General features: G+C 40.0%; 10 protein-coding genes and 1 pseudogene. 3 read left to right on the top strand and 8 right to left on the bottom strand.

Annotated features, from left to right (window positions below):
- Positions 1-313 precede the first annotated feature (313 nt).
- The 5 genes and pseudogenes from NCWK1_RS06860 to NCWK1_RS30375 form a co-directional block, all read right to left on the bottom strand.
- Positions 314-430 (bottom strand): photosystem II reaction center protein I, encoded by a 117-nt coding sequence (locus NCWK1_RS06860; RefSeq protein WP_015114068.1) that lies wholly within the window; start codon positions 428-430, stop codon positions 314-316.
- A 325-nt stretch (positions 431-755) separates the two neighbouring features.
- Positions 756-3,284 (bottom strand): glycogen/starch/alpha-glucan phosphorylase, encoded by a 2,529-nt coding sequence (locus tag NCWK1_RS06855; RefSeq protein ID WP_103124198.1) that lies wholly within the window; start codon positions 3,282-3,284, stop codon positions 756-758.
- Positions 3,285-3,477: 193 nt separating this feature from the next.
- Positions 3,478-3,609, bottom strand: a pseudogene (locus NCWK1_RS30680) (hypothetical protein); the annotation flags it as partial.
- A 124-nt stretch (positions 3,610-3,733) separates the two neighbouring features.
- Positions 3,734-4,444 carry an acyltransferase gene (locus NCWK1_RS06845; RefSeq protein WP_096576118.1) on the bottom strand — a complete coding sequence of 237 codons (711 nt, stop codon included), beginning with the start codon at positions 4,442-4,444 and terminating at the stop codon, positions 3,734-3,736.
- Positions 4,445-5,088: 644 nt separating this feature from the next.
- Positions 5,089-5,217: a hypothetical protein gene (locus NCWK1_RS30375; RefSeq protein WP_281259093.1), complete on the bottom strand. Its 129-nt coding sequence runs from the start codon at positions 5,215-5,217 to the stop codon at positions 5,089-5,091.
- Positions 5,218-6,054: 837 nt separating this feature from the next.
- Between NCWK1_RS30375 and NCWK1_RS06840 the strand changes: the two genes are divergently transcribed.
- Both NCWK1_RS06840 and glgP read left to right on the top strand, forming a co-directional pair.
- Positions 6,055-6,366 (top strand): hypothetical protein, encoded by a 312-nt coding sequence (locus NCWK1_RS06840; protein ID WP_096576120.1) that lies wholly within the window; start codon positions 6,055-6,057, stop codon positions 6,364-6,366.
- A 278-nt stretch (positions 6,367-6,644) separates the two neighbouring features.
- On the top strand, positions 6,645-9,209 hold the full coding sequence (gene glgP, locus NCWK1_RS06835; protein ID WP_096576122.1) for an alpha-glucan family phosphorylase: 2,565 nt from the start codon (positions 6,645-6,647) through the stop codon (positions 9,207-9,209).
- 68 nt (positions 9,210-9,277) lie between these two features.
- Here the strand turns inward: glgP and NCWK1_RS06830 are convergent, their stop codons facing one another.
- From NCWK1_RS06830 to NCWK1_RS06820, 3 genes are all read right to left on the bottom strand, one after another.
- The gene (locus NCWK1_RS06830) at positions 9,278-10,021 is read right to left on the bottom strand and encodes a DUF429 domain-containing protein (RefSeq protein WP_096576124.1); all 744 of its coding nucleotides are present in this window, start codon (positions 10,019-10,021) and stop codon (positions 9,278-9,280) included.
- Positions 10,022-10,291: 270 nt separating this feature from the next.
- On the bottom strand, positions 10,292-10,567 hold the full coding sequence (locus NCWK1_RS06825; protein ID WP_096576127.1) for a hypothetical protein: 276 nt from the start codon (positions 10,565-10,567) through the stop codon (positions 10,292-10,294).
- A 257-nt stretch (positions 10,568-10,824) separates the two neighbouring features.
- A complete protein-coding gene (locus NCWK1_RS06820) occupies positions 10,825-11,448 on the bottom strand; it encodes a 4Fe-4S single cluster domain-containing protein (RefSeq protein WP_096576130.1) in 624 nt (207 codons plus the stop codon).
- Between the two features lie 534 nt (positions 11,449-11,982).
- Here NCWK1_RS06820 and NCWK1_RS06815 point away from each other — a divergent pair.
- Entirely contained in the window at positions 11,983-17,154 is a 5,172-nt protein-coding gene (locus NCWK1_RS06815; RefSeq protein WP_103124197.1) for a PAS domain S-box protein, read from the top strand.
- Positions 17,155-17,161: the final 7 nt, after the last annotated feature.

The following is a 17,161-nucleotide window of genomic DNA, read 5'->3' as shown; positions in this document are numbered from 1 at the left end:
AGACCATCTGGAATTGCTAAGAGGCTCGTGGTATCACTATTCTTTCTTTTTCCTTTTGACTTTTTACTTTTGCCTTGTTGTACTAGTGTTTATTGGAGTGATCCAGGCAGTATGTTTCACCATAATTTACTTTGTGTCGAAACCCAGTTACTGCGAAGGGAAACTCCGTTTGAGCCACTGGCTGCGGATTTTCCCTGTTGTAGCAACTGCCATTCAGTTTTAGGCGTAAAGCTTTCCTGTAGGATAGCAAGCAATTGTCCGTGACTTTGGGTGTTTTCCACCTTCCGGCAGTCGCGGATAATTTGTCTTGTTCTTACTCTAAATCCCGACGACCGGGGTTACGAGCAGGATCATTTGACAAGAATCCGAAGACAAAGATAGTCACAAAGAAGGCAACAACAATATAAACAGCGATTTTTAAAGTCAGCATAGAAATATCTCCAAAGGGGGTCGGAAAAAAGCTTCTCTCAGTATCTGCTATGCAGAAAAGATAGCTCCTATATCTTACCCAAATCTTGCCTCGTTTTGAGCGCACTCTATTGAGAGTGGAGGGCTATGTCGTGACCAACCCATAGAGTATGGCACAAGTTTCGCTATTATCTCATACTGTGGTTTATTTGATTCGTAGATGCCTTTGAGATGTATTTTTTGACTGGCTAATGTTGTGACGCTAATTAATGCCAGAGGTTTCCTGAAGTTGAAGGGTGTGGGGGTGTAGGTGTTCAAAACCCTTACACCCCCACACCCTTACACCCTTAAACTTTCAAACCAGCCCTCCCTTGAATATATTCTTCTAGTTCGATTTTCACTGGTACAGCATTCCAGATTTCTTGACAATATTCTAGAATGGCACGGTCAGAAGAGAATTTGCCCATACGTGCTGCATTGAGAATTGACATCCGTGTCCAGTGTTCTTGGTCACGGTAAGCTTGATTTACCTGGTCTTGAGCGTCAATATAAGACTGGTAATCGGCAAACAACATGTAGGGATCGTGGTACAACAGTGAGTCTACTAAGGGACGGAATAGATTAGTATCACCGTGAGAGAAAAATCCAGAACTGATCAGGTCAATTACTTGTTTAAGTTGCGGATTGTTATGGTAATAGTCCCAGGGGTTATAACCTTTGGACTTTAATTCATATACTTGTTCGGTTGTAAGTCCAAACAAGAAGAAGTTTTCTTCTCCGACTTCTTCGCGGATTTCGATATTTGCACCATCAAGTGTGCCAATAGTCAGCGCCCCATTCATGGCAAATTTCATGTTACCAGTGCCAGAAGCTTCTTTACCAGCAGTGGAGATTTGTTCGGAAAGGTCGGCGGCTGGGTAGACTCGTTGACCAAACCTGACATTGTAATCTGGTAAGAATACTACTTTTAGGCGATCGCGCACATCGGGATCATTGTTAACTACATCACCAACGGAGTTGATGAGTTTAATGATCAATTTAGCCATGAAATAGCCAGGAGCAGCTTTACCACCAAAAATAAATGTGCGGGGTGTGATTTCAATGTTGGGGTTATCTTTAATCCGCTTGTAGAGCGTAATGATGTGCAGCACGTTTAGGTGTTGGCGCTTATACTCATGCAATCGCTTCACTTGCACATCAAACAGTGATTCGGGATTCACTTCAATCCCGTGGTTTTCCTTGATATAAGTCGCCAAATATCCCTTAATATCTTGCTTGGTTTGTCGCCATTCTCGACGAAACTCAGCATCTTCGATAAAGGCTTCGAGTTGCTTGAGGTCTTCTAGATGACTAATCCAATCTGCCCCTATTTTGCGAGTAATCAAGTTAGCTAGTAAGGGATTACTCACTACTATCCAACGGCGTGGTGTGACTCCATTGGTTTTGTTGCTGAATTTCTCTGGCCAAAGTTCGTGGAAATCGCCCAGTACATCACGCTTGAGTAACTCTGTATGTAGGGCTGCAACACCATTAATCGCATGAGAACCCACACTGGCTAGGTTTGCCATGCGGACATACTTTTCACCACTCTCATCAATTAACGATAGCCGTGCTAGGCGATCGCTATCGTTGGGATATTTTGCCCGCACTTGACCTAAGAAACGCTGGTTAATTTCATAGATAATTTGCAGATGTCTGGGCAGTAAATTCTTAAATAGGCTTAAAGTCCACTTTTCTAAAGCCTCTGGTAACAGCGTATGGTTAGTGTAACCAAAGGTGTTTTGCGTGATTTGCCAAGCCTGATCCCACTCTATTTCATACTCATCGACTAACAGCCGCATCAATTCCGCTACACCGATGGATGGGTGGGTGTCATTGAGTTGCACCGCAAAGGACTGATGAAATGTCTCTAAGCTCTCACCTTTTTGCAAGTGCAGCCGAATCATGTCTTGCAAAGAACAAGAAACAAAGAAATACTGTTGTTCTAACCGCAGTTCTTTGCCTTTCATCAATTCATCATTCGGATAGAGAACTTTGGTAATATTTTCGGAAACTACCTTTCTGTTGACAGCACCATAGTAGTCACCAACGTTAAACGCTTGGAATTCAAAAGACTCAGGAGCTTCAGCTTTCCACAGCCTTAAGGTATTGACAGTGTTGACGTTATAACCTGAGATGGGTGTATCGTAGGGAACACCCTTCACCACTTTATCGGGAATCCAACGTACGCGATAACGGCACTTTTCATCATAATAAGCTTCGGTGCGCCCGCCAAACTTAACTTCTATAGTTTCTTCGAGCCGAGGAATTTCCCAAGGGTTGCCTAAGTGTAGCCATTTATCTGTAATTTCCACTTGCCAACCATCGCGGATTTCTTGGTCAAAGATGCCAAATTCGTAGCGAATTCCATAGCCAATGGCGGGAATTTCTAAAGTTGACAGGGAGTCCATATAACAGGCTGCAAGGCGACCTAGGCCACCATTACCTAGTCCTGGTTCTTCTTCAATTTCCCGTAATTGGACAAAATCTAGCCCGGATTCCTCGACTACTTGACGCACTAGATCGTAAATTCCCAAATTGATCAAGTTATTACTCAAGTGCGGCCCTAAGAGAAATTCGGCTGAGAGATAACTGACAACTTTGACACCTTTTTTTGTATAGACTTCAGTGGTTTTGAACCAGCGTTGCAACATGCGATCGCGGACTGTGTAAGCTAACGCCATGTAATAATCATTGGGCGTGGCTGTAGCCGGAACTTTACCTTGGATGTAAAAAAGATTATCAGCCAAGGCGCGTTTGATGGTTTCTTTACTTAACCCGGTGCGATCGTCTTCAAATTCACATTGAAATACTGGAACTTGCTCAAATGTGGTCATAATTATTTCCTATCGAGAATAGAGAGTAAGCAAATCAGAACTCCTGACTTAGCACTCAGCCCTAAGTCCTCACAGTTGGTTCTCGTCCCGTTAGTTCTCAAAGCTGAACTACTTCTTCAGCCAGAGTAATGAAACAAGCAAGTACTGATTGGGTATCAAGGTTATGTTTGGCGGAATTTGGCTCGTAGCTTACTCAATAAACTCTTGGGATTGCACCTTGAGTACCTGTACCGGAAAGTTGCACCACAATGCGAGAACCATCGGTAAAGCCAATGCGAATACCCTGTTTATGACTAATGCTGCCATTAACAGGGTCGGTATAACTTAAGTCATCGTTATTCTACGGCTTTGTTTTCTGAAGGAAAAAAAAGACACACTTTTCTTTAGATGCGGTGGTAATTAACACTGTGTGCAACTTTTTCTCGAAAATAAGTCGCACATAGCGTTAATTATGGTGAAGAAATGCCTACGCCTCTCTCGGATAATTGCTGACTCATCCGATTTTTGACAACTCGTGCAGGTACACCTACGGCCACAGAGAATGGCGGAATATCTTTGGTGACAACTGCACCTGCGCCAATCACACTGCCTTCACCAATCGTTACACCATCTAATACTGTCACTCCATGTCCCAACCAACAATCATCTTCAATGACAATTCCTTGACGAGTAATGCCTTGAGATTTAATTGGTTCTAGAGGATTAGAAAAATTATGATTGTTAGCATATATGCCTGAGTGGGCGGCAATTAGACAGCGCTTGCCAATGGTAATATCTCCTGGCCCCGCAATACATACATCAGGGCCAATAAAGGTTTCTTCGTCGATGTAGATGGATGTGTTGTCTAAACAGCCAATATCAACGTTACGTTCTATAGCCACCCCATGACTTAAATAAATTTGATTATTTGAGTGTCCTTGAGCATCGATTCTCACACCTTTAAAAATATGCGCTCTTTTACCGATGCTAATTTTATCTGCTCCCAGAAATTCCACACCATTTTGTATATAAACTGAGCTATCCAACTGAGCAAAAATAATGCGATATAACCAACTCCGGAGTTTTGTGCCGAGGGCAAGAGTGGGAATATCCCCTAACAATGTGATGAGCAGTAATTCTTTGAAGCGTTGGGATTTGGAAAAATGTTTTTGGTTACTCATGACTGCTTATCTCTGAGACGAGTTTATGTTAGCTGAATTGAAGATGGATATTTTTTGGTAGTGCTGCTGATCGGGAATTAGTCAAGTTATGTTTCGGTGAAAAATTTAGACAAATATTGTCGAACTAAGGCGCTATTTTTCGCCTAAAAATAGCAGTAAACAGCTATATTTGCGGAATGTCCAGTTCTAGCGATCGCCGGAGATAACTTATCTCCCGTTAATTACTTTTATCAATACCAACTTGTTGCGTAGTCTCAATCTTGATGAAAGAAAGATACTATTATGCTGCTGAAATATTTTTCCAGCTAGTATGGCAAACTCAAACATCAGACTATTCAATAGTTTGATTCGCTGGATATACTCAGCAGAGAGCAGAGAACTAATCACAGATTTACAAGGCTTTGAATATATGCCTTTATGATGAAAATTGGTCTCTCATTCACCTACAATCTGCTATATTTACCCGCAAGTTGCTCTATGTAATTTTCTGAATGATGTTCAATGAAATAATTTCACAAGCACAAACTTTTTCCACACCAATATATATTTAATTGATAAACTCAAAATCGACTCTTGATTTTTGAGCAATCACAATACTATATTGCTGCCAATTGTGTTGTTATTCTTCAGCCAATTAAATTTTACTAAGGTGGAGTATCACCGACTTCAGCCATCACATTAAAATTTACCATCGGTGCAAACAAGTAAGCGCTTCCCCGGCTGCAATGGCGAATTTCTTGCAATGAATTTTTAGAGTATGGAGCTACGCTCATGTTGCACACAGATGATTTATAACTTAACCAAGTCACGATTTCATTTAGATGGGTGGCTTTTCATAATAATTGCCTCCCAGAATAACACATTTTATTTTTAATGTCTCACTCCCAAGTAGGAAGATAATCAAAATATAATTAATTGCCTGAAATTGGTAATTTAAACAACATTCGTTTGCGGATCAATAGCTGGATTCAAAATTTTATCTTGGTCATCAAAAGTACATTGAAACAATTCGCTGTTCGGGAGCATCCCAAAGGTGTAAAAACATATTTGGTCATGGCGATCTTCATGAAATGAAGCATAGAAATCGCCAAGTCTAGCTGCTGTAATTGCGACATTCCGCTTCGCTCCCTACCCTTCTCCTGACGGAGACGCTACGCGAACGGGAAGGCTAACGCCTACGCAATAACTAGTTCTCCTCATTTGGTCAATTGGCAAAATTGGGATGCTACCCGTTGTTCTATGTTGACTACACTAGAAAAAATTTAATTTTTTTTATAGAATCGTTGTCAGTCAAAAAACACATAGCAGGTCTGGAATTTAGTAAATGATAACTGCGCTACTATTGGGCAGTTATATCAACACAATTTAGAAAAAGCTGTTACCTTTTCTTCATAGAGAAACTGTCTAAATTGAACTAGATTGAGCGATAACCATAATCTCACAATTGTAAATCACCCGATCAGGTGAGCCAAATGGACGATGTGTCTGGAATATCCGCCATTATAAATTTTGAAATCTAGAGAAAATGCAAGTTCTTAGTAGGAATCCTCACAAGAAACCCAAATTTACAGACTAAGCTCCTTTCATTAACTGCCACACTGGTTAAAATTATGGTGGAAATTAAACAAATCGTCCAGCAAGCTTTTAGAACTGGTTATTTGAGTATCGCCGAGCAGAACCAGATACAAGTGTTACTACGGCAAGATTATGACTCAGAGGACTTGGATGCTTTTATTATTTTGCAGCGAGCGATCGCCTCTGGTGAGGTTCAAAAAGAGTTAAAGCATCGACAAGCCAATCCTACTAATCACAATTCTAATATAAAGCTTGCTTATAAGATAGCCGCAGAGTTGGCTTATGCAGCGGCTCAAACTCTAAAAATGCCAACAAACCCCCAAGATCAGCCTTCTTTGGGCAGTTAAATACTGCTACTCAGACATTAACCTCTCTGTGATGGGGGGAATGGGGAGTTGTTATGTGATACATGTCAATTATTAAATTTTGCTCACCAAGCAGATACTCAAGGAGAACACAGAACAATAACAAAGATGCTTGGTGCAAGATTTAGCCATAATTCTCGTGCAAGTTTTGAATACTTAACAAAGTCATCAGTACTTTACAAACACAGTATAAAGAATTGGCAACATTGCAGAAAGAAGGTAAACAATAACCATAGCTGAACTTGGAGAGTTGCTAACCTATGCAGCCAATTCGCACTTTTAATGTTTCCCCATCACTACCACCGCGCCTGGAACCACTGCGACGGCTGGCATATAACTTGCATTGGGATTGGAATGTTGAGACAAAAGATTTATTTCGCCGTTTAGATACAGATTTATGGGAATCTAGCCGCCATAACCCAGTGTTGATGCTGGGTACTATCTCCCAAGCGCGGCTGTTGGAGGTAGTGGAAGATGATGGCTTTTTAGCACAAATGGATCGCGCCGCCCGACAATTAGAAGATTATCTCCAAGAAGGAACTTGGTATCAGAAACAACGCAGTCAAAAGCCCAAAGAGTGTTATGCCTATTTTTCGGCAGAATTTGGCTTGGTTGACTGTTTACCTGTTTATTCTGGTGGCTTGGGCGTTCTCGCTGGTGATCACCTAAAATCAGCCAGTGACTTAGGATTACCTCTAGTTGGTGTAGGCTTGCTTTATCAACAAGGGTATTTTGCTCAATATCTCAACGCTGATGGCTGGCAACAAGAGCGCTACCCCATCAACGATTTTTATAATATGCCCTTGCATTTGGAACGCAATCCCGACGGTTCAGAATTGCAGATTGCCGTTGATTATCCGGGGCGTAAGGTGTACGCCAGAGTTTGGCGGGTACAGGTGGGAATGGTGCCTTTGTATATGTTAGACACCAACATCGAACCCAATAACCAATACGATCACGACATCACGGATCAGCTGTATGGTGGCGATATCGATATGCGTATCCACCAAGAAATCATGTTGGGGATCGGTGGTGTGCAGATGCTCAAAGCTCTGGGTTATGATGTCACTGCCTATCACATGAATGAAGGTCACGCTGCCTTCTCGGCTTTAGAGCGTATTCGGCTCTTAATTCAAGAAGAAGGGTTGAGCTATGCCCAAGCTAAACAGGTGGTGATGTCTAGCAACATCTTTACGACTCACACACCTGTACCTGCGGGGATTGATTTATTCCCTCCCGATAAGATTTTGTATTATCTGGGATATTATGCAGATATTTTTGGCTTGCCCAAAGAGCAATTTTTAGGATTAGGGCGAGAAAATACTGGCGATTTATCTGCACCGTTTAGTATGGCAGTACTGGCGTTGAAAATGGCGACGTTTTCTAACGGGGTGGCGCAGCTACATGGTGTGGTATCGCGGCAGATGTTTCAGGCATTGTGGAAGAAAGTTCCAGTCGAAGAAGTTCCAATCACCGCTATTACCAATGGTGTTCACGCTCGCAGTTGTGTGGCGAAATCAACGCAAGAATTGTACGATCGCTACTTAGGGCCAAACTGGTCGTCAGTACCACCAGAGAATCAACTGTGGGAGCGAATGGACGCAATTCCCGATGAGGAGTTGTGGCGCAATCACGAACGTTGCCGCTTGGATATGGTACTGTACGTGCGGGAGCATTTAGTTAAACATTTACGCGATCGCGGTGCTTCGGCTTCGGAAATTGCCCAAGCCCAAGAAGTATTAGACCCTTATGTTTTAACCATTGGCTTTGCCCGACGGTTTGCTACTTATAAACGTGCTACCCTGTGGATGCGCGATTTAGAACGCATTAAACACATCTTACTTGGTGATAAAAGCCGTAAAGTCCAATTTGTGATTGCTGGTAAAGCCCACCCCAAAGATATTCCTGGAAAAGAACTGATTCGTGATATCAATCACTTTATCCGCGAACACCATTTAGAAAAACAGGTTGTTTTTGTTCCTAACTACGATATTCATATCGCTCGGCTAATGGTAGCCGGGTGCGATATCTGGTTGAACACACCCCGTCGTCCACGAGAAGCTTCCGGTACTAGCGGGATGAAAGCCGCGATGAATGGATTGCCAAATTTAAGTGTGTTAGATGGTTGGTGGGATGAAGCTGATTTTGTCCGCACCGGTTGGGCGATTGGACACGGGGAAAATTATGAAGATCCCAATTATCAAGATGAAGTGGAAGCTAACGCTCTCTACGATTTGTTAGAGAAAGAAGTTGTGCCTCTATTTTATGACCACCGCGACGATGATGGTTTGCCCAGACCTTGGGTCGCTAAAATGAAAGATGCTATTCGCTTGAACTGTCCGTTCTTTAATACAGCGCGGATGGTGCGCGATTATGCTCAACGGGCTTATTTCCCAGCCAGCGATCGCTGTCATACTCTGATTGCTGATAATTACGCCCCAGCTAAGGAATTAGCTGCTTGGAAAGCTAAACTCAGCGACCACTGGTTTAACCTCATTATCAAAGATATTGATGTCTCAGTCGGTTCAGATATTAAGGTTAACCAAAGCGTTACTGTCAAAGCCAAAGTGGATTTAGCAACTTTGAGCAATGATGATGTACAAGTAGAGTTATATCAAGGTGCGATCGATGCTAACGGTGAAATCGTCAATGCGACACCAGTAGTCATGGATTACCAAGGCCAAGATTCTCAAGGGTTGAGTGTCTACACGGCAGATATTATCTACACTACCTCTGGTTTTCAAGGCTTGTCCCTGCGTGTATTACCCAAACACCCACACTTGTCTAATGCTTATGAACCAAGATTAATTGCTTGGGCGGAATAGAAGGCAAAAATATAAAGGCAAAAGGTAAAAGGTAAAAGGCAAAATATTCTTTTTTTACTTTTACCTTTTTACTTTTGACTTTTATTAGGGATGACAATGTAACCTGTGGTCCGATCGCCTAATACTAAGTTGCGTTGTTCTCCCCAATACCACCAGTGTGCAGCTACATAAGCACAGATTAAACTATCAAGTTTATCTTCAATTGCTTTGAGTGCTGCACCTGTGGAAGGTAAGAGATCAGATTGTTGAGCTTTGAGCTTTTGATTCAATTCGAGCTTAGGTTCGAGATTGGGTAAAATTTCCAGAATATATTGATAGAGTTTAATTAATTCTAGGCGGCGCTCATTGATGCGTCCTTTTTTATATTTAAGAATGCGTTCTAAACCAAATAAATGGACTATTGCAGGGTGAGGAAAAACTTCTATTTGATATCTGCCAAATTTTTTGGCTTCTATGGTTGGTGCATGAGCATAACCACGGGATTCTAATTCTAAGCCAAAGTTAATTGTCCGCGCTGCAAAAGGTAAGTTTTGATTTGCTGGATAACAGCCTGCGTGATATTTGCCAAAGTATTTATGACTGAGTTTATCTGGTAGGCGACTACCTGTAGCGTTAGGAATGAGAGTCGGTGCATCAACAGCAATAATGGCTGGTTCTTCTGGTTGTACCCAAGTATCTATCCAAGTTAAAATTTGGGCGATCGCATCTTGGCGATCTAAATCTATTAATTGCAACTTTCCGTCTATTAATTGTAAACAGCATAAGCCACTTGGTTGCGATTTCCAACCTAAATCAATCCCAATAAATTTCATCTATATCTAATTACTTGCAAATTAAAATCTACCCATCTCTAATTTTAATCCCATCGCGCTCAAACTCTGATATGGGTAACTTTTTTGTAAGGATGCATAATTATACGTCTTTTGCAATTAATTAAATATAATATTTATATTTATAAGTAAACAGAGAAATAAGTTTTAATTTATTTCTCTGCTTTATTTACTTAATTGATGGAAAAGACCAAAGATACTTTTCCTACTGATTCAAAATTTAAGTCTTCAAGAGGACTTCTCAAAATCTTATTAATCTTGAGTTTGAGAACCTTGTGTGCCATAACAACTTTGTCCAGGTAAACACTTGGCAAATGGTGTAACTGTAATGATACTACCTACAGCTAAACGTGCTATCGGTTGCGATACAACTACTGGCGATGACATTTCAGGTGATGTTTCTGCTGGTGATGATCCTTGACTTTGTTCTGGACTACGACCATAGTATCCACATCCGCCAGCTAAAAATTGCTGTTTTTCGGTAGATAAATCTACGAGTAAATCGGATGCAGTTGTTTGTAATAACATAATCTTGACCTCACTTAGTTGACATAGGTATGTATTAATTACCTATGCTTCTGTTATAAACTGATTGATTCCATTAGAAATTATTCTTTAGCTATAAAAAAATAAGTCAAAATTCTATCTTGAGATATTGCACAAAAAAGCTTCAGCTTATAATTACGTACTAAAAAAATATTTATTGATGATTTTTGCAGAAAGAATATAATTAACGTGCGCCACCAACAGAGACACACGTTAATTTATAGTTATCTGTAAAAAATTTAAGTTAATTCCAGTCGCCCACGATAGCCAGTAACAATACGGCTACCATCTTTGAGAATATGGATTTCGATTTGGTCACTAGCCCAAGTAATTTGGTCGGCTAAAGCTGGGTTAAAGACATTCACCCGTTGATTGCTAGAAGAAACTGGTGAATCGGGAGAATTAATCGCCAAAGATTCTACAAATGGCCCATCAATTAAAATATCTAACTGTTCTAATAATTCTTGCGAATCTGGAGGTGCAGATTCAGACTGGAGTTGCTTAAGGGTAAAACCGGAAAAAGACATAACATTTAAGCCAGCTGCTTTCAGTTTACGTGCTAAAGCGGCTAGTGCAGATGCTTGCCAAAAAGGTTCACCACCAGAAAAGGTTACGCCTGTGTTTTGTGGTTTACTCAGTATTTGTTCGGCTAGGGTATCAACAGAAATCAGTTGGTTAATTTCAAATGGCCAAGACTCAAGATTAAAGCAACCAGGACATTCACGACGACAACCTTGTACCCAGATAACAGCACGACAACCAGGGCCATTAACTTCTGACTCGTCAACATAACCCATAATGTTGAGATAGCCAAGGGGAATTTCTGGAAGTGTTGGTGATGGGCGAGTTGGTTGAGTTTCCATCTGTTTCCTCCTGTGCTTAAATTACCCAATAGTCTTGATGCTTTGATTTGAATTATGTGGCGCGATCGCTGTCAAAATCTTGATGAAAGCAATTATCGCTACAAGTTACTTGATGTGCTGCATTTGATTTGACTAAACCGCATCTAATTTTGGTTGTTACGCAGCAAATACCAAATGCAACAAAAATTGAACACTAAAAAAATGAAGAACTTGTGAGGATAGCGGGTCAAGACTGTGTATCACCAGAAAAACCTACAAGTCAACAGAAAAATGTTTATTCTTCACTGCTTACGCCTATTATCTATTTTTCATATCAACACCCACAAAACAATTAAATTTATCTTATGAGTATCTTGCTTATTGATTGGGGGAGTAACTTTCTTAAAATTTTATGTCCATCAAGAAGTCTTGGAAAAACACGAATTTTTTCTAATTGCGTTATATTTATTAATGATTTTTTAATTTTAAAAATATATTTTATTTTAACTTTGATTACAATATATCCTTAATAAAATATAAAATTATCTAGAAATTATGTATGATCAATCGATAAAAATTGTATTAATTGATGATCAACCTGAAGATTTAAATTTTTTATCTCAACTTCTTGAAGGTCAAAATTATCAGGTAGAAAAATTCACTGTGGCTAAACTGGCAATTGATGCAGTGCGAGAAACATTGCCTGATTTAATTTTACTTGACGTTCTCATGCCAGAAATGAATGGTTATGCAGTATGTCAATATCTCAAAGCTTATAAACAAACTCAAAATATTCCCATTATTTTTCTTAGTCCCATAGAAACTTTACAGGATAAAGAGAAATTCTTTAAATTACAGGCTTTTGACTATATTACTAAACCACTTTGTGCGCCAGAAATTTTAATTCGCGTGCAAAATTGCATTCATTTTCAAGGTCAGAAAAAGCCAGCTTTGTCTTATTTTCAGCAGCAAACGTTGGCGTTAACACCAAAAGAAGATAAATCCACAGAACAAACTCTCAAACTACTTAATATTAAGCTGCGTAATCATAATTTAGTATTAACAGAATTAGCTAAAAATCAGATATTGTATCAAGGTGATATCAAGGCAGCATTTGGAGAAATTACAGAAGCAGCTACTAAAAATTTGGAAATTGAACGAGCTAGTATCTGGTTATATAAGCAAAACGCAACTTTTATTGAGTGCATAGACTTATTTGAGCAAAGTCGTCATCAACATAGTGAAGGACGCACTTTAGCGGTAGTAGATTATCCGATTTATTTTCAAGCTTTGCAGCAAGAAGAAGTAATTGCTGTGGAGAATGTTCACACTGATCCTCGAACTCAAGAATTCTCTCAATCTTACTCAGCCTTGAACACTATTTCTATTCTCGATACACCAATTAGATTAGCGGGAAAGACCGTGGGAGTTTTGTGTTTGGAGATGGTAGGAGTATTGCATGAGTGGACATTAGAAGACCAAAATTTTGCTCGTTCTCTGACAAATTTAGCTTCTTTGGTACTGGAAGCACGGGAACGTCAACGAGCCGAAACTGCACATCGAGCGTCTGAAGCCAAGTTAGCATCTGCTTTTAAAGCTTCTCCTGACCCAATTATCTTATGTACATTGCCAGAAATTCGCTACATCGAAGTTAATGATAGTTTTTGTCGGCTATTTGGTTATGCTCGTCACCAAGTGATTGGTCATACTGACCAAGAATTACAGATTTGGGCTAATTGTCAAGAAAGTATTTTTCTCACCCAAATTCTGCAACAAACAAAATCTCTCCGCAACTATGAAGTTGATTTCCGTACTGCAAATGAAGAAATCAAAACAATGTTGTTCAGTGCAGAAATAATCGAAATTGATGGGCAAAAATATGTTTTAGGCACAGCTAAAGACATTACTGAACGTAAACAGGCAGAAAATGAAAGCAGGTTACTGCTGTTAACATCTCAAGCTATTACCCGTGCAGTTGATGTGAATAGTGCTTTAAAAGTAGTGCTGCGCTTAATTTGTCATTCCATTAACTGGGATTTTGGTGAAGCATGGCTACCTAACGATGATGGTACAGTTTTAGAACACAGCTTAGTTTGGCATGGAGAGGATATTAGATTAGAGCAATTCTCACTAGTTAGTCAAACTGTTAAATTTGTTTTGGGTCAGGGACTACCAGGAAGAATTTGGGAAACTAAACAACCAGAATGGATTGAAAATGTTTCTGCTGCTGAACAACCAGTGTTTTTGCGATCGCCCCAAGCGGCCAAAGTAGGATTAAAAGCAGCTTTTGGTGTGCCAATTTTAGCTGATGGTGAAGTATTAGCAGTTTTAGTATTTTTTAAACGCAGTGCAGCACTAATAGATAAGCGTTTGCTGATGTTAGTCGGGGCTGTTGCTACCCAGTTAGGCAGTTTGATTCAGCGTAAAATGATCGAAGCTGCCCATAGACAAAGTGAAGAACGTTTACAACTTGCTCTAGAAGCTAGTGATTTGGGCTTGTGGGATTGGAATCTCAGCACTGGTGAAATTTATAGTAACTTGCAGTGGAAAAAAATGCTGGGGTATGAAGAAAAGGGCGTTACAAATGTTTCGCAAGTTTTTGAGCAATGTATCCATCCAGAAGACTTAGCAACAGTCACTACTGCTTTAGAAACTCATTTTCAAGGTGTGAGTGCTGTTTATGAAGTTGAGTGTCGGATGCGCTGTGCTAATGGTGAATGGAAGTGGATTCAGTCTCGCGGGAAAATTGTCGAATGTGATGATTGGGGTCAGCCTTTGCGAATGACCGGAACTCATAAAGATATTACAGAACGCAAAACTTTAGAACGAGAATTGGCGCTGCGAGAAGCGCGGCTTAATGCCTTTTTTAGCAGTGTGCCTGTAGGGATGAATATACTAGATAAACAATTGCGGTATGTGCAGATTAATCAAGTTTTAGCGGAAATTCATAACTTGTCTCAAGCAGAACATATTGGCAAGACAATATATGAAGTTATCCCCCAAATTGCACCTTTAGTAGCAGTATTTTACAAACATGTCTTATTCACTGGAGAACGAATTCTCAATGTAGAAATTTGTACACCCAAGCCCAAGCAACCAGAAACACTAGGTTATTTTTTGGCTTCGTATTTTCCCATTCCTGGCGAAGATAACTGTATTTCTGGTGTGGGTACAGTTGTAGTAGACATTAGCGATCGCAAACTGGCGGAACTGGCTTTGCAAGCAAGTCAGTTGCGCTACCAAACATTAGCCGAGACTTCACCTGTGGGAATATACCATACCGATAAATTTGGTAATTGCGTTTATCTAAATCAGCGTTGGTGTGAAATTACTGGTTTAAATCAATCAGAAGCTATGGGTACTGGCTGGGCTAAGGCTTTGCATCCAGATGATCGCGATCGCGTTTTTGCTACGTGGTATGAAGCAACGGCAGCTAAATCTCTATATAAATGTGAGCATCGGTTTCTGCGTCCTGACGGTACAAGTGTTTGGGTGATTTGCCAAGCCATACCCGAAATTGACGAAAATGGAGAAATTACTGGACACATAGGGACAATTACAGATATTACTGAGAGTAAATTAGCAGAAGCAGCCTTAAGGGAGAGCGCCGAACGAGAAAAAGCGATCGCCCAAGTAATTCAAAGAATGCGTCAGACTTTAGATTTAAATACAATCTTTGCCGCCACCACTGAAGAATTAAGACAAATACTTAATTGCGATCGAGTGGTTGTCTATCGTTTCAATGCCGATTGGAGTGGTGAATTTGTCTCAGAATCAATGAACGAAGGTTGGATTTCTCTAATGTTAGAACAGAGAACTGATCCCATCGTGACCAACAATGCTTTAGAAGATGGTCGATGTCTAGAAAAGATTTTAGAAAGTGCAGCTTATCCAATTCAAGATACTTATCTGCAAGCAAACCAAGGTGGTGTTTATAATCAAGATGCCAGTTTTCGTTGTGTTGCAGATATTTACAAAGCCGAGTTTGATTCTTGTTATATAGACTTATTAGAACGCTTCCAAGCAAAAGCTTATATTATTGTGCCAATTTTTTGCGGTAGCCAACTATGGGGATTACTAGCCAGTTATCAAAACTCTAGTCCTCGGCAATGGAAAACCGGAGAAATTAACATTGTCGTTCAAATTGGTAATCATTTAGGAGTTGCTTTACAACAAGCCGAACTGTTAGCACAAACCCAAAGACAATCACAAGCATTACAAGCAGCGGTGATTACTGCTGATGCTGCTAACAAAGCTAAAAGCGAATTTCTTGCCAATATGAGTCACGAATTACGCACACCACTGAACGCAATTCTTGGCTTTACGCAAATTATGAGCTATGACCATGAACTGTCAAAAGAACATCAACAGAACCTAGCAATTATCAATCGTGCAGGCGAACATCTGCTCAACTTAATCAACGACATCTTAGAAATGTCTAAAATTGAAGCAGGCAAAACCACATTAAACATCAGTAGTTTTAACTTAATTTCTTTATTAGAAAACCTCGAAGAAATGTTGCGTTTGCGTGCAGAGTCCAAAGGTTTACAACTGCGATTTGAATATGCACCACAGCTACCGCAATATGTGCAAACAGACGAGAACAAACTACGACAAGTTTTACTCAACCTTTTAGGCAATGCAATTAAATTTACCTCTACAGGCAGTGTAATTCTGCGTGTCAAATTAGCAGATCAAATAACTCAAGCACAAACAGACACAGCAATTATTCCCTACTCCTTATTCCCCACTCCCCATTCCCTGATTTTTGAGGTACAAGATACAGGTGTTGGCATTTCTCCACAAGAAATTGGCTTGTTGTTTAAAGCCTTTGGACAAACGGAAATCGGTCGCAAGTCTCAACAAGGAACTGGACTAGGTTTAGCCATTAGTCGGAAATATGTGCAATTGATGGGGGGTGATATAACTGTCCGCAGTCAAGAAGGTATTGGTAGTATTTTCACTTTTCAGATTGATATTGGTTTTGCCTCCACTAGTCAAGAGCCAGTTAGACAAATTCAACGCCGAGTTCTGGGTTTAGCACCAGAACAAACAGAGTATCGAATTTTGGTTGTCGATGATGTTTTAGAAAACCGTTTAGTATTGGTTAAATTGCTGCAAATCAAGGGTTTTGCAGTACGTGAAGCCGCAAATGGTCAGGAAGCTATAACTCTGTGGCAAGTATGGCAACCACATCTAATTTTTATGGATATGCGTATGCCTGTTATGGATGGCTATGCCGCTACAAAAGTGATTAAAACGAGAAATGAAGCAGCAGTTTTTTCTCATGTTCATCCTATTATTATTGCTATAACTGCTCATGCTTTTGAGGAACAAAGACAAGCTATCATCTCAGCAGGCTGTGATGATTTAATTAACAAGCCTTTCCGAGAAGAAGAAATATTCACAAAGATTCGCCAATATTTAGATGTCAAATATATTTATCAGGAAGAAAATCAACAAATTATTCATGCAATGCAGCCAAATTATCAGCCTCAGATTATCCATGAAGATTTATTGTCTTGGTTATCTCAAATTCCAGATAAATGGCTGGCAAATTTACACAATGCTGCGGCTCAATGCAGTGATGATCTAATTTTAGAATTAATGTCAGATATTCCTATCAAAAATATAATTTTTCAACAATATTTAACCGATTTAGCTCATAATTTCCAGTTTGAAAAAATTATGAATTTAACCAAAAACTATGATAAACAAGATAGTTAGCTACTGA

Origin of the sequence: Nostoc cycadae WK-1 (assembly GCF_002897135.1) — a bacterium.
GTDB lineage: Bacteria > Cyanobacteriota > Cyanobacteriia > Cyanobacteriales > Nostocaceae > Nostoc_B.
This window is presented reverse-complemented; position numbering and strand designations above follow the sequence as displayed.